General features: G+C 39.8%; 13 protein-coding genes and 1 pseudogene. 8 read left to right on the plus strand and 6 right to left on the minus strand.

Annotated elements, in window-relative coordinates:
• The first annotated feature begins 15 nt into the window (after positions 1-15).
• The 4 genes and pseudogenes from ACYIAR_RS03560 to ACYIAR_RS03575 all read left to right on the plus strand — a co-directional run bounded on the left by ACYIAR_RS03560 (position 16) and on the right by ACYIAR_RS03575 (position 6165).
• Positions 16-624: a master DNA invertase Mpi family serine-type recombinase gene (locus ACYIAR_RS03560; protein WP_480332191.1), complete on the plus strand. Its 609-nt coding sequence runs from the start codon at positions 16-18 to the stop codon at positions 622-624.
• A 110-nt stretch (positions 625-734) separates the two neighbouring features.
• Complete coding sequence (locus ACYIAR_RS03565; protein WP_480332192.1) at positions 735-1778, plus strand: efflux RND transporter periplasmic adaptor subunit; 1044 nt, start codon at positions 735-737, stop codon at positions 1776-1778.
• Positions 1779-1790: 12 nt separating this feature from the next.
• Positions 1791-4820: pseudogene (locus ACYIAR_RS03570) on the plus strand (efflux RND transporter permease subunit).
• 40 nt (positions 4821-4860) lie between these two features.
• Positions 4861-6165, plus strand: coding sequence for a TolC family protein (locus ACYIAR_RS03575; RefSeq protein WP_480332193.1), 1305 nt, complete (start codon positions 4861-4863; stop codon positions 6163-6165).
• Positions 6166-6260: 95 nt separating this feature from the next.
• Here ACYIAR_RS03575 and ACYIAR_RS03580 read toward each other — a convergent pair whose 3' ends face one another.
• The 5 genes from ACYIAR_RS03580 to ACYIAR_RS03600 all read right to left on the minus strand — a co-directional run bounded on the left by ACYIAR_RS03580 (position 6261) and on the right by ACYIAR_RS03600 (position 12244).
• Positions 6261-7349, minus strand: coding sequence for an acyltransferase (locus tag ACYIAR_RS03580; protein ID WP_480332194.1), 1089 nt, complete (start codon positions 7347-7349; stop codon positions 6261-6263).
• Between the two features lie 149 nt (positions 7350-7498).
• Positions 7499-9931: a TonB-dependent receptor gene (locus ACYIAR_RS03585; RefSeq protein ID WP_480332195.1), complete on the minus strand. Its 2433-nt coding sequence runs from the start codon at positions 9929-9931 to the stop codon at positions 7499-7501.
• Positions 9928-10890: a FecR family protein gene (locus ACYIAR_RS03590; RefSeq protein ID WP_480332196.1), complete on the minus strand. Its 963-nt coding sequence runs from the start codon at positions 10888-10890 to the stop codon at positions 9928-9930. The genes ACYIAR_RS03585 and ACYIAR_RS03590 overlap by 4 nt, the downstream gene beginning before the upstream one ends.
• Before the next feature lie 37 nt (positions 10891-10927).
• A complete protein-coding gene (locus ACYIAR_RS03595) occupies positions 10928-11494 on the minus strand; it encodes an RNA polymerase sigma-70 factor (RefSeq protein WP_480332197.1) in 567 nt (188 codons plus the stop codon).
• Between the two features lie 120 nt (positions 11495-11614).
• The gene (locus tag ACYIAR_RS03600) at positions 11615-12244 is read right to left on the minus strand and encodes a hypothetical protein (RefSeq protein WP_480332198.1); all 630 of its coding nucleotides are present in this window, start codon (positions 12242-12244) and stop codon (positions 11615-11617) included.
• Between the two features lie 484 nt (positions 12245-12728).
• Here ACYIAR_RS03600 and ACYIAR_RS03605 point away from each other — a divergent pair, with 484 nt between their 5' ends.
• From ACYIAR_RS03605 to ACYIAR_RS03620, 4 genes are all read left to right on the plus strand, one after another.
• Positions 12729-13352, plus strand: a complete 624-nt coding sequence (locus ACYIAR_RS03605) for an HU family DNA-binding protein (protein WP_480332199.1) — start codon at positions 12729-12731, stop codon at positions 13350-13352.
• A 157-nt stretch (positions 13353-13509) separates the two neighbouring features.
• Entirely contained in the window at positions 13510-14799 is a 1290-nt protein-coding gene (locus ACYIAR_RS03610) for a M64 family metallopeptidase (RefSeq protein ID WP_480332200.1), read from the plus strand.
• A 177-nt stretch (positions 14800-14976) separates the two neighbouring features.
• A complete protein-coding gene (locus tag ACYIAR_RS03615; protein ID WP_480332201.1) occupies positions 14977-16470 on the plus strand; it encodes an IMP dehydrogenase in 1494 nt (497 codons plus the stop codon).
• Between the two features lie 77 nt (positions 16471-16547).
• Positions 16548-18332: a glycoside hydrolase family 9 protein gene (locus ACYIAR_RS03620; RefSeq protein WP_480332202.1), complete on the plus strand. Its 1785-nt coding sequence runs from the start codon at positions 16548-16550 to the stop codon at positions 18330-18332.
• Positions 18333-18427: 95 nt separating this feature from the next.
• On the opposite strand, the gene ACYIAR_RS03625 is transcribed toward ACYIAR_RS03620, so the two are convergent.
• Positions 18428-19330: a phospholipase A gene (locus tag ACYIAR_RS03625; protein WP_480332203.1), complete on the minus strand. Its 903-nt coding sequence runs from the start codon at positions 19328-19330 to the stop codon at positions 18428-18430.
• Between the last annotated feature and the right edge of the window lie 40 nt (positions 19331-19370).

A 19370-nucleotide genomic window follows, 5' to 3' on the forward strand; every position in this document is an offset into this window, starting at 1 on the left:
AAAACAATTCCAACCATGACAATTGGCTATATAAGAGTTAGTACCGACAAACAGTGTTTGGAAAATCAACGCTTTGAAATCATCGAGTATGCCAAAAGGAAAGACCTCAACATTCATCTTTGGATTGAAGAAACTGTGAGCGGAACAAAGAGAGTAGAATCCAGAGAATTGGGAAAAAAGATGAAACATCTCAAGAAAGGTGATATTCTCATAACCACTGAACTGTCTCGCCTTGGCAGAAACCTGATGCATATTATGAGTTTCCTGAATTTATGTATGGAGAAAGGTATCGTTGTCCTCACAATAAAAGAAGGATACGAACTTGGCAACAACATAAACAGCAAGGTTCTTGCCTTTGCTTTTGGTCTGAGTGCAGAAATAGAAAGAAGCCTCATATCAATGAGAACAAAAGAAGCTTTGGAAAAGAAAAGGGCTGAAGGTATGACATTGGGAAGACCTAAAGGGCACAAATCCCGTAAATACAAACTCTCAGGAAAGGAAAACAGTATCAAACAGCTTCTTATGAACGGTTACACCATAAAAGAAATAAGCCACAAATTTGGTGTATCAAGACAAACTCTCAGATATTTCATAAACCAAAATCCTCGTTTCTATAAAAAATAGGAAATTTATTGTTCGTTATTGGAAAAAGACAGTTCAGACACGGAAAATATCAAGTCGGCATATTATTCCTTCTACGTTTTCCTCTTTAAGATATTTTTGTCGAAAAAACAATGAACAAAAAAATCTTATCATTTTTCATCTGTCTTTTTTTTATTTCATGTACGGAGAAGAAAGAAAAAGAGACAATAAACAATACTGTTAAAGTATTTTCAGTTGAAACTTATAAGGGAAAAGATGACAACAGTTATCCGGTACTTCTTTCTCCTTATAGAGAAACTACCCTTTCTTTCAGAGTTGGAGGTCCCATCAATGAGTTTAATGTTCAGGAAGGACAATTCTTTAATAAAGGCGAAGTTATAGCAGAAATAGATAACAGAGATTATCTGATAAACAAAAAACGTAGCGAGGCTCTGTTAAACCAAACTGAGTCGGAATATATTCGCATAAAGAATCTTTATGAAAAAGGAAATATCTCCGGCAGTACATACGAAAAAGCAAAAGCTGACTTTGAGAAAGCGAAAGCTGATGCTGAATCTGCAATAAATGCCTTGAGTGACACACGCCTTGTTGCTCCTTTCGACGGCTATGTGCAGCAGGTACATATTGAGCGTTATCAGGATGTAAAACCTACTGCTCCGGTCGTAACTTTCATCGACCTGTCGAGAGTAAAAGCTGAAGCTTTTGTTCCGGAAGAAATAGCTGTAAATTGGAACAAGGGGAACAATACTTCGTGCCTTGTCCGTCTGAATGCTATGAAAGACAAAAACATAGAAGCCGACGAGGTTTTCCTTACTCAAACTGCAACAGCTAATAATATATCTTATCAGTTGACTGCCATAATCAAGAATAATGACAAACATCTTATGGGTGGCATGGCAGGTGAAATGACTATTGTATTGCCAACTGACTCAACAACAAGCGAAAAATACCTGATTCCTCAATCGCTTATTTGCCATAATGAGCAAATAGGAGATTATGTATGGCGTGTTTCTTCATCAAATCGTGTAAGTAAAACTCCTGTTACATTGGGAAGATTGCGTAGCGGGGCACAAGTCGAAGTACTCAAAGGACTGAATACTGGCGACTGCCTTGCTGCCACACGCCTCAGCTTTCTTTCAGAAGGAATGGAAATTGTGAAATCTAAAGATGAATAATAAAGTTATAATATGAAGACTATAGCCAAATTCTTTCTGAAAAACAAGGCTCTTTCCTGGCTGCTACTTATACTCGTACTGATTGGTGGTGTTATTTCCTATAATGGTATGGGTAAACTGGAGGATGCACCTTTCACTATCAAGCAAGCTGTTGTTACGACTTCTTATCCAGGAGCTTCTCCTATGGAAGTTCAGCAACAGGTAACCGATGTTCTGGAAGAGTCAATACAGTCTCTCGGTGAATTATATTATCTGAAGAGCGACAACCGCGCCGGTCTGTCTAAAATAACTGTATATGTAAAGAAAGAAATCCGTGCTGACGAAATGCAACAGTTATGGGACAAACTAAGGCGCAAAGTAAATGATGTGCAAAACAAGCTTCCTGCCGGAGCAGGAGCATCAATGGTGAACGATGATTTTGGTGACGTTCTGGGCGTATTCTATGCGCTGAGCAGTACAGAGCATTCTTACCGTGAAATGGAAGACCAGGCAAAACTGATAAAAAACGAATTGCTGGAAGTAAAAGATGTTGCAAAAATAGAACTGTTCGGTGTTCAGAACCGCACTGTGGAAGTTGTTGTCAATCCGACAACTCTTACACAAACAGGTGTGACTATGAATGATATTGCTCTTGCCTTTGACAAACAAAACCGCATAGTAGATGCAGGAGCTATAGAAACTGAACAAAACCGTTTGCGTGTCGAAGCCTCAGGAAGTTTCTCAAGTGTAGAAGAGATAGAAAACCTGACAATTGTATCACGTTCCGGTGATTATTTCCGTCTGGGAGAAATAGCTTCGGTTTCGGAAAGCTATACACGTCCTGCCCGTAATATAATGAAAGTTGGAAACGTTCCTGCTGTGGGAATAGCAATATCAACCGTACCTGACGGGAATGTAGTAGAAATGGCATCACTTGTGTCAGAGCGCATAAATACTTTGAAATCCGAAATGCCCGAAGGTTTCAATTTGGAAATATTGTATGACCAGGGATATGAATCATCTGTTGCGAACGATGGTTTTATTATGAACCTGATTGTTTCCGTTGTGACAGTAATTGCAGTGCTACTATTCTTCATTGGCTTCAAGAACGGAACATTAATCGGTTGCGGACTTATATTCTCCATTTTCGGAACACTTATGTATATGTATGCGACAGGAGTTGCCCTTCAGAGAATGTCTCTGGCTGCTATCATAATAGCTATGGGTATGTTGGTGGATAATGCCATAGTCGTATATGATTCAGCTCTGGTAAATATGCAGAAAGGTATGCGTAAACGCACAGCTATAATGTCTGCAGTGGCAACTACAGCAATGCCATTACTTGGCGCTACACTGATAGCAATTCTTACGTTCCTGCCGATTTATCTGTCTCCTCACGTTACAGGTGAATTGTTGTCCACTTTATTCATAGTGATAGCCGTATCATTGATGTTGAGTTGGGTTTTCGCAATCACACAGAATATATTCTTCGTGCAGGAGTTTGTTCGCCGTCCTCGTCCGGAGGAACTCAATGGAGAATTGTTCCAGGGAAAAATGTATGACCGTTTCCGCAGAATACTAGGATTCACTATACGAAACAAATATATTGTCGTAGGAATTCTAATCGTATTGCTTGTTATGTCAGGAATCGGATTCAAACACATCCCACAACGGTTCACTCCATTGCTCAACAAGCAATATTTTTCTGTAGATATGTGGCTTCCGGAAGGAACACGCATTGAGAAGATGGAAAGCGAAACAGATATTCTTTCCGAATACCTGCAATCTTTCCCGGAAGTGAAAAAGGTATCAACATTCATCGGACAAACACCTCCACGTTTCTACCTTACAAATGCATCCTACGGACCGCAGCCTAATTATTCACAATGCCTTGTAGAAGCTTATTCGCCTGAAGAATCTCGTTCTATACAGGAAAAGCTGACGCAAGATTTACAGAAACGTTTTCCGAACGCTATCGTACGCGTAAACAGTTTCGAAATCAACTCAATCCCGCAAGCATTGATTGAGGCACGTTTCAGCGGAGAAGACCCGGCTGTGTTGGATTCACTGACACAAATTGCTATAGACATTATGCGTCGTAACCCAAAAGTGATGAACGCACGTAACGAATGGGGAAATCAGGCGATGATGATCAAAGCCGGTTATAATCCGGTAAAAGCAGGACGTGTCAATATGGGACGTGCAGATATGATGACTGCCGTGAAAAGTGTAAACGACGGTGTTGCCGTTGGCATATACAGGGACAATGAGAAAAAAGTTCCGGTATTGCTACGCACCGAATCAGAAGGAGAATGGACTCAATCACGTCTGGCTAATCTATCAGTATGGAACGGGAAACAATCCGCACCATTGGCTCAGGTTACTGACGATATAACATTAGATTGGGAATTCCCTCTAGTAAAGACATACAACCGAAGGCTTTCAATGGCAGCGCAATGTGATGTTCAGCCAGGATGCACTATGGCAGAAGTTCATTCCGAAATAAGAGAAGAAATAGAGAATATCAAGTTACCACAAGGTTATACATTTTTCTGGGATTCACAGTTTAAGGACCAGAAAGAAGCTATGGAAGCTCTGACAAAATTCTTCCCTCTGGCAATAGTCCTGCTTGTTCTCATCCTGGTCGGATTGTTTGGCAATTACAGACAGCCTCTGATTATATTCCTTATTCTTCCTCTGTCAGTTATCGGAATGGTTTTCGGTTTACTGGTAACAGGATTCGAGTTCGGTTTCTTCTGTATCGCCGGATGGTTGGGCTTGTTGGGTATGATAATAAAGAATGTGATTGTACTGCTGGATGAAGTAAACATATAGCGCTCGGCCGGCGTAGAACCATATACAGCCATTGTCGAGGCAACTGTTTCGCGCACGCGCCCTGTACTGATGGCAGCTCTCACCACAATATTCGGAAGTATTCCTCTGCTCTTCGATATTGTGTTCGGCGGTATGGCTGCAACAATTGTGTTCGGACTGACATTTGCTACGTTACTTACTTTGTTAGTAACACCGGCTCTTTATGCTATTTTATATAAAATAAAGTAGATGAGCTTATTTGTAAACTCATCATCAAATAACTCTAATTATGTATAAGACTATTACAATAGTTTGCCTTGCACTATCATCGGCAATATATGCCCAAAACAACACATGGCAACAGCAATATCGCGAAAAGGTAAAAATATATAATCAGGACAGAAAAGCTGCTTCACTGGCAGTTGACATGCAAAACGAAATGGTTAAATCCGCAAAAGCTGATTTCCTGCCCAAATTATCGGGTGGAGCTAATTTCCAGCATGTGGGCAATCCGCTTGAATTGTCTGTGTCCATTCCGGATATGGCAACACCAGTTACATTCCAGGGACGAGACTTGAAATATGGAGCGTCACTGACTCTTGCCCAACCGATATATACCGGCGGAGCTATCAAAGCCAGTTACGAAAAAGCTAAAAAGCAAAGTGAAATGGCAAGGCATGAGGAAGAACGTATCACCAACAACATTCTGTATGATGCTGACGTTTATTATTGGAACCATGTAGCTCAATCGGAAATGGTTAGCGTAGCAGAAGAATTCCGTTCGTCAGTTGCCCGTCTGGTTGATGTAGTAAGACATCGAGTATCGGAAGAATATACAGACAAGAATGATTTGCTTATGGCTGAAGTAAAGCTCAATGATGCTGAATACCGCCTGCTTCAGGCAAAGAATAATTCGGAAGTAGCCCGACTGTCGATGAATTCCTTTGCCGGCATTCCATCTGATACGATATTGGCAACTGATAAGGAAGTTATAGCTATCAGCCATAATGAAATTCCTGCAGCTGATGCTATGAATAACATGTATCTGCGACCGGAACTGAAGATTGCAGCCAACCAAGTTGATATACAGAAATCGGCTGCTAAAATTGCAAACTCCCAGTTCAAGCCAAAATTTTCAGTAGGAATTGACGGAAGCTATTCTTCGCCAGGGTATAATTTCAAGGCAGACTTAGATCCGAATTATGCTGTATATGCCAAACTCTCTGTTCCTATTTTCGAATGGGGAAAGCGAAAAAGTACACGCCGGACAGGACAAGCTAGAGTAAATATCGCACGTGAAAACGAAAGCAAGGTAAACGACCGTATTCGTCTGGAAATAGAAACAGCATATTACAATTATACAGAAGCTGTCAAGCGAGTTGAACTTACTGAAAACTCTCTTTCCAAAGCAGCAGAAAGCGAAACTCTTGCTATGGAAAAATACAGGGAAGGAAGTATCTCTATAGTTGAAGCTATAAACGCGCAACTTTATCATCAAGAAGCTAAGGTCAATTTCATACAATCCAAGCTCAATGCACAAATTGCTAAAAGTGCTTATTATCGAGCTATAGCCAGAATAGGAAGTAACTCTTAAACTATTATTCTTTTTATTCTATTCACAACGAAAGCGAACCGATTATGGTTCGCTTTCACTTTTATATCCAATAAACTAAAGCTTTTTGCTCTGATTCATCCAATAATCCATTTACTGCCCGGAATATAAGATATTATCTTTGAAGTTATATAGCAACTGACAAACGTGGTTACTGCTATTACCGGAATCGCTGCTACCGTCGGTAAATTAAGGTCACCTTTGAATATTGAAACCCAAAAGCTAAGCCAGAATATATGCATAAGATAGATTCCATAACTCAACTTAGATGTTTCGGTGATTAATGCCGGAGCTTCTTTCTGCCTGATGCAAGTGAACAGAATGAATGTTCCCGCCGTAAGCATAACGCAATTGATAGTGCAGAACGCCCAGCCCAATTCAATTACCGGAGTTGAATGAATAACTCCCGGAACTGCCTGGATATAGAATGACAATATTGTCCAAACTGCACCCACAATCATAAGAGCAGAACCGATGGCAAGTCGTTTGCCTCGTGTCCATGTAAGATGAACTCTTATATAGTGCGCCATCACAAGATAACCTAGATAGCCGGAGAAATACCATAACATATGATACTGATTCCAGAAACATTGTCCCCAAATTTCACCAAACCATCTTTCCAAATAAGGCATACAAGTTGAAACTAGGAAAAGACCGATGAAAAATCTCTCTTCCTTTGCTGTTGCCTTCTCAAGCCATGGCGAAATAACAGGAATAAAAAGATAAAGGCTTATAAGCGGATACATAAACCACAAATGTCCTGCCAATGTAGGGAAATTCAGGAATATACGAGACAAGTCCTTCATTGAAGTAGCTGTATCAATATTGCCTGTCAAAAGAGGCAATGTGCTGTAAAGAACCATGAAGATAAAGAAAGGCGGCAAAATATGCATGAATCTTCTCTTATAAAACTGCCATGAAGTCTGCTCTCTGCTCATCGGAGCAAGAAGGTATGCCGAAACTATCATAAAAAGAGGAACTGCCATACGGGAGAATCCGTCATAAACAGAAACCCACAGTCTGTCTGCTTCGTTTGCCAAAAAAGACTGAGGTCCAACCATGTCTGTCGAACCTGCTGCTCCATAATAATTCTCACTGGCGTGCACCAATATCACAAGGAAGCACGCAAAGACTCTGATATAGTCCAAAAAAACAATGCGTTTCATAGGTATTTTTATGATTAAATAGTTAACATGGTTTCAGAGACAAGTTAACGAAGAATTAACATTATACTAATGTCAACTTGCCAACCTATCAACTCGACTGCAACTGTGCAAAAGTAAACATTTTATTTCACACACAAATCAAAGTGTCATCAGAAACGGAAACTTACACCGGCATATGGCATACAATTGCCCGACCAATGTACAGTATAAAAGTAAATAATATCCTCTTCAGGAGGATTACCCAAGATATTATATAAACCACAGCGCAGAAACAGCTGTTTGTCACCGAAATCTTTTCTGAATGTATATCCGGCATCTATTCTGTAATTGAACGGAAAGCGGTTACGTCGGAATTTATCAATTTTGAAGTCATCAATCCAATAATCATCAACTATAACCTTCCCGGATTTAGCCAAACAACCCAACGACAGAGCGGAGCGTTTGTTTATATTATAAGTAACAGCGCTTGCCACATAATGAGGAATATCATAAAGTGACGGCAATTTGCCCAAATCAGGATATTCACCAAACCATTCCCTGCTGCGTGAATATGTATATGATGCCTGGAATATCCACTTCCGCCAATTATAATAAAGCATCATTTTCAGCCCATAACTGTCACCTTCGCCACTCATAATATAATCTTTCCATCTGTCGTTCTCAACAAAAACTCCTGGTTTTAAGGCAACCACATTGCGTCGTGTTTTATAGTAAACAGAAATATCAAACTTACCGTTATTACCAAGATTCCTTTTCCATCCTGTTTCGTAATGTTCTGAAGTTCGAGGTCTGAAACCTTCGATACTTGGCATTCTGAAGTCTGTAGGCAAAGCCATTCCGTTAAAACTCAAATAATGATAGAATTGCTCCATACGTGAGAAATTTATATAGAGCAAATCATTGTCCGTCGGTGAATAATTAAGTGCCAGTCGAGGCTGAGCACTATAATAAGAACGATAATTGTCCGGAATATATCCAACCAGATGAATACCGGCACGAGCTATAAATTTATCCGTAACACGAATATCGTTCTCATAGAACAGCGATACTTGAGACAAAGGCTCTTTCTTAGACCCAATTCTTTCACCGAATGATGCAAGATTATACACCTCGCGTGTGAACCTTGCTCCCCATCTTGCCGAATAAATATTCTCTGGTGAATAAGTAAACTCTGTGGACGCATTTACCGTTTTTATGGAATTAGATATACGGTTTTTGCTTTCAAAACCCAATACTTCGGAAAGTGCCATATTATAATATGAGGAATAATACACAGAAGATGTATTGCTCAATTTTCCCCATTGCCTGTTGAACGACAGCTTGTATATTTTACTGTTCCATTTCACAGCAGGAATAGCTTCCTCATCATATATCGGGAAAAGGTATTCATCATAAGTATTATATGCAAGAAACTTTAAGGAGCTATTCTTGTTCAGATTATAAGTCAGCTTAAGATTTATATCCAGAGAATTATGGTTCAGCCTGTTTTCTGCAGAGAAAAGACGGTCGAAGAAATCCAGCCAACTACGCCTGATTCCAACTACGTAAGAAAGTTTGTCCTTAACCAACGGTCCTTCAAGCGTAACAGACGCGGCAGGCATATCAACGGAAAGTATGCGCCTGTGTTCCTTCATATTTCCATCTTTAAGATTGAATTCTGTCACCGACGACAAACTTCCTTCGAGTCGTGCCGGAAAGAATCCCTTATGAAAGACTATATTCTTAATCACATCTCCGTTGAATTGAGGGAGAAGTGCGTTGATATGTCCGGGATGAAATACAGGAACACCATCGAGCAGCAGACGGTTCTCGTCATAACTGCCGCCGTCAACCAGGAAATTATTGCCTGTCGGAGTTCCAGTTACTCCCGGCAAAATCCATATCTGAGAGAACAAATCATTACCACTGAACGACATCAGTCCCGAAGGTGCCAGCTCGGACAATTCAGTATAATTCTTACGCCTCGCAACATTTACTTCTTCTATTTCAAATGATATAGGATTCAGGCGGAAATCAAGATAACGGCTGCCTGAAATACGAACTTCAGATGATTTAGGCTCAAATCCCACATAGCTGACATTCAGATTATAATTTCCCGGAGGCAATGCCAGTCGGAAAAAGCCGTTTTCGTCTGTTATGGAATATATCTTTTTACCATTTCCGTCGGTAAACGAAACCAATGCACAATAAAGTTTTTCACTCGAGGAACTGTCTGCCACTGCTCCCGACACAAGATATTCCGCTTCTCCATCAATGCGTATCAATATTTTCCGCTGAGGCATTTCAACCATAGTGAACCTGTAGTCCTCAAGTAATTTCTGAAGAAGATTACCTACGGTTATATTTCCCGTATGCATAATCTTACATATCCTGCTCGTATCAATGTTCGACGGATTATATGAAATCGTTATATCTTTTTCTTCCTCTATCTTACGAAACCACTCAAGCACGGAAGCCGAGGAAGCTTCCACATAGATTGCTTCCCCGGTCACCTTGTCTGATTTGCCTGTTTCCTGTGCGAAAGGCTGAAACGCAATCCACACAAAGAAAAAGGCTAATATAAAGAGTTTCCTTTCTGTCATTTATATAATCTGTAATGTTTTCCTTCCTCAACAACTTCATATTTGCTTCCGCAAAGGAAAGCCAGTTCACGAACCACAGATTCCACATCTGAAACGGAAATCCTGCTTGTCACGGTATTTCCATGCAGCGACTGTTCAACTTCAATAACAGCTCCAGTTGCCTCTCCTATTTTTCGGACAACAGACTCAACTGGCTCACCATTGAATATCAGCTCACCATCATCGCCGAATATTTCCGACGGATTCTCAATCTTTCCTGTTCTGAAACCATCACCGTCGAACTCAACCATTTCATTTCTTTTCAGGACAACTTTGTTTCCTGCCGCATCAACCCGCACAACGCCAGTTTTTACATATACTCCAGACAATTCGTCGGGCGAAACATCCACAAGAAAAGATGTTCCCATAACCTCAACCTTCACATCTCCGGATTGAACTCTGAAAGCCCATCCGTTCTTTTTCCTCACCGAAAAGAAAGCTTTTCCATCCAGACTTACCTCACGCACGGAATTTGCCTGTAATTCATTATATTTGATACTGGCTCCAGGATAAAGAACAACCGAAGAACTGTCCGGCAGAATCACTGTTTCCTGTCCTGTAGCTGAATTAGCATATAAAATCGCTTCCGGCTCAGAACCGCGGAGGAAATAAAGAATAGAGACAACAGCCAGTAACACCACAGAAGCTGCAGCATAGAACACGGACATATTGCGTAAAGAGAATCGGCGAGCCTCGGCACGCTGCTCCAATCTGCCCTCAATTTTTGTCCAAGCCTTTTCCGAATCAAAGGAACGTACGTCAGGAGTTTCAGAAGCCTTGTGCATAATTACAGACAATTTGCCGAATTCTTCGGGATTTGCCTTTATCCAGTCATCCAGGGCAATTTTCTCATCACCGCTAATGGATTCTCCTGCAAAATATCTTGCCAGCAAATCATTTATATCATCATATTTTTCCATTTGTCATTCAATTTTGAGTTTACATATGCGGAAATACTCACACGCCAATGCTTGTGATAATTGATAAAACAATGACAATAATAACTGCCATAGCAAAAGAATGAACTGCAGCAAATTCCCTAAGCAATTTTATAGCCTTTGTCATCTGATTCTCCACAGTCTTTTCCGACAGTCCCAAAGTAGAAGCAATTTCCCTGTATTTCAAGCCTTCGCGGCGCGATAGCAGAAATATTTCCCTGCATTTCGGAGGAAGGACATCAAGCGCCTCTTTCAACAATTCCTCCGGTGATTTTGCCTCACTGTCAAGAGCTTCATCATCCGGAATGTCCGCCCCGCTTGCAGGAGTATCGTCAATTGATATCGTCGATTTGCATTTCTTTCGCAAAAAAGACACGCAGCAGTTTTTGACCGCAGTTGTAATATATGCCGCAAATTCTTTTTCCGGCAGCGAGTCTTTGCCATTGTTCCAAACCGTTACAAACAAATCCTGAACAATGTCTTCCGAATCGTCCATATCAGCAACATATCCGTAGGCTATATTGCATAGCCTCGGATAATGTTCCTTGAATCTGAGCTTGAATATTTCTTTTCTGTCTGTTGTCATTTCAGCAATTAATATAGGAGACGAGTTGACAAGGGAACGAATTGGCGAGCATATATAAATATATACTTTAGTTCTGTTGTCTTCACTCCGAAGCCTTGTCTCCTCTCCTAAACCATTATATCAAAACTTCAAACTAACTCCGGCAGTAAGAAAACCTTTATGACCGATACCAGCCTCAACGAAACCGCCGATTCTGTTGTTTCCAACCCTTACGGCAACAGGATTCACCTGATATGCAAACGATGTTGAGAAATCAGCTTTTCCGGCAACTCTTTTTCCAGCCTCAGTGAAACCTTTCTCGGTGTGTCTTGTCATATTCACTCCGGCAGCAGCAGTTCCGTAAAGTTCAAACAATCCGTGCTTGAAATATACAAACTCCGCCGTAGGCAAAACCAGAAATTTCAAATCATTGCGTGAATATGAAGGAGTATTATCCACGGGTAGAATCTGTTTGTCGCTCGACTTTCCGAATCCCAAATCAGCACCAACCCTGAAACGGTTTATAGCATATCTGTAACCAAAACCATAAATAAGACTGTATTTGCTATCTGTAGTTTTTGTTCCTGTAATTGCATCCCCTATTCCTAAACCTAAGATATCAACGCTTCCCTGTGTCAGACCGTCGCTCACCGATATGCGGAATTCATGCTTGTTGTTTTCAGCATCAAATTTTCCACCGTCGTTTTTCGCATTCAACACATTCGCTCCACCTGCCATAAGCAAAGATAAGACTAAAAATTTCAGTTTCATAATGTTCTTTGTTCTTAATTTAGTTACTATAATTATCAATTCTACAAGATATTTTGTCTCTTGTTTCGTACTTATAACGCAGGTATAGCAAAATACCCCTATTTGATTTGATATTTTTTTTTGAAGAAAGATTGTAATGATAAATATCCAGAACAGTCCTTATGCTTAACACAGCATTATATAATTGGTTTTCAAGATATTCTCAAAACTAAGCCTAAGTTTCTAAAATCTTAGTCTTAGTTTATAAAAACTAAAGCTTAATTTTTGAAAACTAAATCTCAGTTTTAAGATTAAATGTAATTCTTTTTTATTATCTTTATAGCATTGTAAAAATGTTGACAAGATTTCTGGAAAAAGTTGACAAGGCAATAAAAAACAAATATCTAAAAAGTCTTGTTTGCTCGTCAAATTATCTACGTCAACTTGACAAATAAACTATCGCCCCATAAACTTAAAAACTTATAAACTCAAAAACTTAAACAATATGGCAAAATACAGAATGCAAGAAATGCCGGATATGAACAACTCCGGAAAGAAAAAACTTTATCCGAGATATGTAAAAGAAGGAAAAGCCACACTTGAAGACATGGCAGCTTTCATCAGTGAAGGAACCACATTCGGACCGGGAGAAGTAAAAGGTCTGATTGAAACCCTTACAAGAAACATTGCTTCCGAAATCCGCAGAGGATGCACAGTAAAAATAGAAGGTCTGGGGATTTTCAAAGCTTCACTCGGATTGAAAAACGAAAGCGAAGGAGAACCTACTGACGGCGAATCAAAGGTTAATTCTCACAGTATCTATGTAAGAGATATCATATTCAAAGCAGACAAGAAATTCATAGATATGGTTCAGAGCGGTATCAGGCTGACAAGAACAACATATAACAATCCTAAATCTTCGAAAAAATATACCGAAGAAGAACGCCTCAAATTAGCTCAAAAATTCCTTGAGAATAATCCGGTGATGCGTGTGTCAGACTATTGTCAAATAACCGGTCTGCTCCCAACTGCGGCAAGAGTTGAACTCAAGAAAATAGTAAGCAATCCGGAAAATGGAATAAAAATAAACGGAAAAGGCTCACATAAGGTTTATGTAAAAAATGTTTAGCCAGTTTTATTGTTAGTTTATACACTTAATAAAAAAATTCATATATTTGGAAAGTTGACGAGAAAACAAAGGCAAAACGGTATATATAGTATTGTTGCCTTTTCATCATAATGTCAATTTAAGAGCTAGAAATTCATCAACTTAAAACTACCGTATCATGAAGAAAAAATTATTTTTATCTCTGGCATCAGCGTTGTGCACGCTGTCAGCTTTAGGCCAGGTTAGCTTCGACCAGTATTTTGAGCCGAAAACATTGCGTGTTGATTTTGCATTGAGCGGTAACGCATACGAACAGCATGCCGCAATACAGCAATTAAGAGAAGAACCTATTTGGAGCGGTCCGCGGAAAAATCTTATCGACGAGTTCGGATACGGTGGATATTATGTTAATGTATATGACAAAGCAAGCAACAAACTGATATATTCGAGAGGTTTCAACACTTTGTTTGAAGAATGGCGCACTATTGAGCAGGCAAAAACAGAATATCAGTCATGGAACAACACGGCAGTGATTCCGTTCCCTAAAAATAAAGTGATTGTTGAAATTACGGCACGTGAAAAGAAAGACATGAAATTCCACAGCCTTCTGAAAACAGAGGTGGACCCGACTAGTATATTCATCGACAGAGGAAAACTGAAAGATAACCGAGTTGTTGAGATTCAACACAAAGGCGACCCGGCAGAAAAAGTGGATTTGGTGTTCGTTGCCGAAGGATATACAAAGGAAGAGGAAGATAAGTTCATTGCCGATGCAAAACGATTTATGGAAGAGCTGTTCAAAACTGTTCCATTTAATAAATGTCGTGACGATTTCAACGTATGGGCTGTAGCTCTTGACTCTGAAGAATCCGGCACTGACTGCTCAGGAAAAGGTGTATATAAGAATACTGCACTGGGAACAGGTTATTATACTTTCGGTGTGGACCGCTATCTTACAACACAGGATATGAAGCCTATACGTGATGCTGTATGGAACACTCCAACAGACGCTATCTTCCTTCTTATCAATGCTGATACTTATGGCGGCGGCGGTATGTATAACTTCTATGCATGCGGAACAGCAGGACACCCAAAGACTCCGGAAGTTTTCACTCACGAATTCGGACACAGCTTTGCCGGTTTGGGCGATGAATATTATACTTCAGAAGTCGCATATTCAGAATTCTATAATCTGGACTATGAACCATGGGAACCGAATATCACAACTCTGAAGGATTTTGACAGCAAATGGAAAGACCTTTTGGACAAAGACACTCCTATCCCAACTCCGGCAACTAAGGAGAATGCTGACAAACTTGGTGTTTACGAAGGTGGCGGATATATTTCTAAAGGAATATACAGACCAAAACAAAGCTGTATGATGAACGACCTGAAGGAATTCTGCCCTGCATGCCAAAGAGCAATTCTCAAGATGGTAGATTATTTCTGCGACAGAGAGTATAAATAAAGAGACAAGGCTACAGAGACAAGTTGACAAGGCAAATTGACTAGCAGCCTTGTCAACTTGTTTCTTTTTGTGCTCTTGTCAACTACAAATAAAATCTACGGTCTATTGCTCAGTTTTGAAAAAAATAGTAAATTTGCACGATAAAAAACTATTCATCCAGTAAATAAATAGAATCTTATGGCAATTTACTTAAACGATGTATCAAGAACTTTTGGTGAATATTTGCTTATCCCAGGTTTGACTACAAAAGCATGTCAGCCAGGAAACGTATCACTTAAAACTCCCCTGGTAAAGTATAAAGCTGGCGAAAAATCAAGAATCGAGCTTAACATTCCGTTCGTTTCTGCGATTATGCAATCAGTATCAGGTCCGGAACTGGCTATTGAGTTAGCTCGCAACGGCGGTCTTTCTTTTATCTTCGGTTCTCAGCCTATCGCAAGCCAGGCTGAAATGGTTCGTAAAGTAAAGAAATTCAAAGCCGGATTCGTTGTCAGCGATTCAAATTTGACTCCTGAACACACATTGGCAGATGTTGTTGCTTTGGTGAAGAAAACAGGTCACTCTACAATTGGTATCACTAGCGACGGTACTCCTAATGGTAAATTGGAAGGTATCGTAACAAGCCGTGACTATCGCGTTGAGAAAGATTCTCTTGACTTGAAGGTTAAGGATTTCATGACTCCATTCTCAAAACTTATCGTTGGAGAAGTTGGTTTGACTTTGTCTGAAGCTAACCAGATTATCTGGGAACACAAACTGAACACTTTGCCTATCATTGATAAAGATCAGACTTTAAGATATTTCGTATTCCGTAAGGACTATGACAATCACCGTGAAAATCCTAACGAATTGTCAGGAAGCGACAAGAAATTGTTGGTTGGTGCTGGTATCAACACTCGCGACTACAAGGAACGTGTTCCGGCATTGGTTGATGCTGGTGTTGATGTTGTTTGTATTGACTCTTCTGACGGTTATTCAGAATGGCAGTATGACACTTTGCGCTGGATCAAGGATACATACGGTGACAAAGTATTGGTTGGTGCAGGTAACGTAGTTGACAAAGAAGGTTTCGACTATCTTGTTGCTGCCGGCGCAGACTTCATCAAAGTTGGTATCGGTGGTGGTTCTATCTGTATCACTCGTGAACAGAAAGGTATTGGTCGTGGTCAGGCAACTGCATTGATTGATGTAGCTCAGGCTCGCGACGAACATTTCAAGAAAACAGGTGAATATATTCCTATCTGTAGCGACGGTGGTTTGGTTCACGACTATCATATGGTATTGGCATTGGCTATGGGTGCTGACTTCCTAATGATGGGCCGTTACTTTGCTCGTTTCGATGAATCACCTACAAAGAAATTGAAAATCGGAAACAATTTCGTAAAAGAATATTGGGGCGAAGGTTCAAACCGTGCTAAGAACTGGCAGCGTTACGACATGGGCGGCAGCGAAGCATTGAAGTTCGAAGAAGGTGTTGACAGCTACGTTCCATACGCTGGTAAGATGAAAGATAACTTGGCTTTGACTCTTGGTAAGATTAAAGCTACTATGTGCAGCTGCGGTTCTATCACTATCGAAGAATTGCAGAAGAGTGCAAAAATCACTCTTGTATCTTCAACAAGTATCATTGAAGGTGGCGCACATGACGTTATCTTGAAAGATCAGAATTAAAAACTTTTTCCATATCCATAAAAAGCCGATTATCCTTTTGGGGAGAAATCGGCTTTTTTTTAAATACTTATTATACTATGAACAACACATCAAAAATCCACACCCGTCGCAGACTGCCATTGATTTTGTGCTCAATTGGTCTTACTGCAACAACAGTTTTTGCCCAACCTAATGAAGAAAGAAATATGACGGACAGAATCCGTCTGAACCAGGTGGGATATTATCCTAATGAAGAGAAAATAGCTGTGCTGAGCGGTGAAAGTGACGGAGATATTTTCACTGTACGTAATTTCAGCAATGGCAAAGTTATATATAAAGGGAAATTATCCTCACCCAGAAAATCACCATTCTCTGACAAGACAACACGGATAGCAGATTTCACAAAAGTTAAACAAGACGGAAAATTCTATATAGAAATAGAAGGAACAGGAAATTCATATCCTTTCGAAATTCGCAACAATATTCTGGAAGAAACAGCTAAAGCTGCTCTGAAAGGTTTCTATTTCCAGAGAATGTCCATGCCTCTTGAAGAAGAATATGCAGGGAAATGGAAACGTCCAGCGGCTCATTTGGACAAGAAAGTCTTGATTCATGCATCTGCCGTAAGCAATGGAAGAGCTGAAGGAAGTGTTATCTCCTCACCCAAAGGTTGGTATGATGCCGGCGACTACAATAAATATATTGTGAACTCTGGTTTTACTCTAGGTGTTTTGTTTTCGTTGATGGAAGATTTTCCGGAATATGCTAAGTCTATGAACACAAATATTCCTGAAAGCCGTAACAACGTGCCAGATTTGCTTGACGAAATATACTGGAATCTGGAATGGATGCTTACGATGCAAGACCCTGAAGATGGCGGAGTATATCATAAACTTACTACACCTTCGTTTGAAGGGTTCATAAAGCCGGAGGATTGCAAAAAGACAAGATATGTTGTGCAGAAATCTGTTACAGCAGCATTGGATTTTGCAGCATCAATGGCACAGGCTTCAAGAATATATAAAGCTTATGAAAATGATTTTCCCGGATTGTCCGATAAATGCCTGAAAGCAGCAATCTCCGCTTTCGAATGGGCAGAGAAACATCCGGACGCTTTATATAACCAGACTGAAAACAACAAGAAATTCAAACCGGAAATCACAACAGGAGAATATGGTGACGGAAATACAAGCGACGAATTCTTCTGGGCTTCAACAGAATTATATATAGCAACAGGAAACAAGAAATATCTGGAATTTGCAAAATCGAAACTTCCAAAAGAATATAAATCTCCTACATGGGGAAATGTTACTGCTCTGGCATATATGTCGTGGATAAGAAATAAAGATGTTTTTTCATCAGATAATGATATTACAGAGAAGCTGATTAATGACATGAAAAAATATGCCGGTGAAGCAACAAGAGGAACTGAAGCTTCATATTATTACGCTCCATGCGGAAGAAAAGCTGAAGATTACATTTGGGGAAGCAATTCTGATACGGCAGCAAATCTGGGTATGACTTTATTGTTCCTTTATAAAGAAACAGGCGAAAAGAAATATAAAACAAATGCAATGCGAGTTGCTGATTATATTCTTGGAAGGAATGCAACCGGATATTGCTTCATCACCGGCGAAGGAACAAAAAGCCCTATGCATCTGCACCACAGATTATCGGCTAGCGACAATATAGAAGATCCGCTCCCAGGTCTGATGGCAGGCGGTCCTAACAGACATAAGCAGGACGGATGCAAATATCCTTCCGATTATCCAGATGAATCTTATGTAGATATTGAACCGTCGTATGCTTCTAACGAGATGGCAATAAACTGGCAGGCATTGGCTACTTATTTGTTTGCGGGTGTTGAAGGAGCAAATCTTTGAGATTGTATATTATAAACATAGAAGCACGAAACTGTGAGATTATTAATATTTCTCAGTGTTCCGTGCTTCCGTGTTTTTGAAATGCTATTGGATTCTCAATAAATACTGAAATCTTTAGGCTTTATAACAAAGCCCACACGAATCATGTTCTTGTACTTGTTATATTCGAGAAGATTTTCTCCGTAACCATTATAAAACTGGACGAAAAGATATTGGTTCTCTCTTTCATTAAACTTGTAACTAACTTCTATCTGTGTATTGAAACCAAACCACGCTTTACGTTGAGTGAAAATTGCGCCACACTGAAGGCGCTGATTGTCCGTTCTGTAGTTCAAGCCAATCTGAAATATACCATTATACTTAAGTATATCACGATTGTTGTCACTGTCAATAATAGGAATCCAAGTTTTTGCCTGTAATTCCCAATTCTTGTTCAGAATGACAGAGCCAAAGAATGAAACCTTATTCCAGCTGCGTGAATTTATACTGTCTTTTCCATTCGATTCATGCTCAAGCATAAGATAAGCTTTACCAATATATTTATTCTTATGCACAATCAAGTGTCCCAAACCAATACCGGGATTGAAATTAAGGTCACGCATAGGAAGTGATTCCTGGAATACATTCCAAAATGCCTTCTGAGTATATTGGATAAACAAATATGTGTCAAATGGCAGTCTACTTTTAGTAAGACGCTGGGAAATACTTAGTTGAAATTTAACATCAGAATTTGCTCCCGTCGGTTTCGTTCCCAAAGGAATTCCTCCGACAAAATAATTATCCTTGAATAATGTAAAATATGGACGCTTATCCAATTCAGCACGTACACTGTCCGCATTATACCTTTCTGAAAGATATTTATCCTTCGCTTTTTGAGCTGAGTCCAAATATTTGTCTCTCACCTTCTGAGCTGAATCCAGATATTTTTCCTTCAAATTCTGTGAAAAAGCAGAAAGGCATAACACTGACAAAAAAACAACAAACACAAACCTCTTCATTTCACACATTTTAATTACACAACAAACTTTCACGCATAGC

This window comes from Parabacteroides sp. KHUB-01 (assembly GCF_056640935.1).

Bases quoted from the DNA above. Each gene is read 5' to 3' on its own strand.
- ACYIAR_RS03625 (WP_480332203.1), bottom strand. From the start codon at position 19,330: ATGAAGAGGTTTGTGTTTGTTGTTTTTTTGTCAGTGTTATGCCTTTCT.
- ACYIAR_RS03615 (WP_480332201.1), top strand. From the start codon at position 14,977: ATGGCAATTTACTTAAACGATGTATCAAGAACTTTTGGTGAATATTTG.
- ACYIAR_RS03620 (WP_480332202.1), top strand. From the start codon at position 16,548: ATGAACAACACATCAAAAATCCACACCCGTCGCAGACTGCCATTGATT.
- ACYIAR_RS03595 (WP_480332197.1), bottom strand. From the start codon at position 11,494: ATGACAACAGACAGAAAAGAAATATTCAAGCTCAGATTCAAGGAACAT.
- ACYIAR_RS03610 (WP_480332200.1), top strand. From the start codon at position 13,510: ATGAAGAAAAAATTATTTTTATCTCTGGCATCAGCGTTGTGCACGCTG.
- ACYIAR_RS03560 (WP_480332191.1), top strand. From the start codon at position 16: ATGACAATTGGCTATATAAGAGTTAGTACCGACAAACAGTGTTTGGAA.
- ACYIAR_RS03605 (WP_480332199.1), top strand. From the start codon at position 12,729: ATGGCAAAATACAGAATGCAAGAAATGCCGGATATGAACAACTCCGGA.
- ACYIAR_RS03580 (WP_480332194.1), bottom strand. From the start codon at position 7,349: ATGAAACGCATTGTTTTTTTGGACTATATCAGAGTCTTTGCGTGCTTC.
- ACYIAR_RS03565 (WP_480332192.1), top strand. From the start codon at position 735: ATGAACAAAAAAATCTTATCATTTTTCATCTGTCTTTTTTTTATTTCA.
- ACYIAR_RS03590 (WP_480332196.1), bottom strand. From the start codon at position 10,890: ATGGAAAAATATGATGATATAAATGATTTGCTGGCAAGATATTTTGCA.
- ACYIAR_RS03585 (WP_480332195.1), bottom strand. From the start codon at position 9,931: ATGACAGAAAGGAAACTCTTTATATTAGCCTTTTTCTTTGTGTGGATT.
- ACYIAR_RS03575 (WP_480332193.1), top strand. From the start codon at position 4,861: ATGTATAAGACTATTACAATAGTTTGCCTTGCACTATCATCGGCAATA.
- ACYIAR_RS03600 (WP_480332198.1), bottom strand. From the start codon at position 12,244: ATGAAACTGAAATTTTTAGTCTTATCTTTGCTTATGGCAGGTGGAGCG.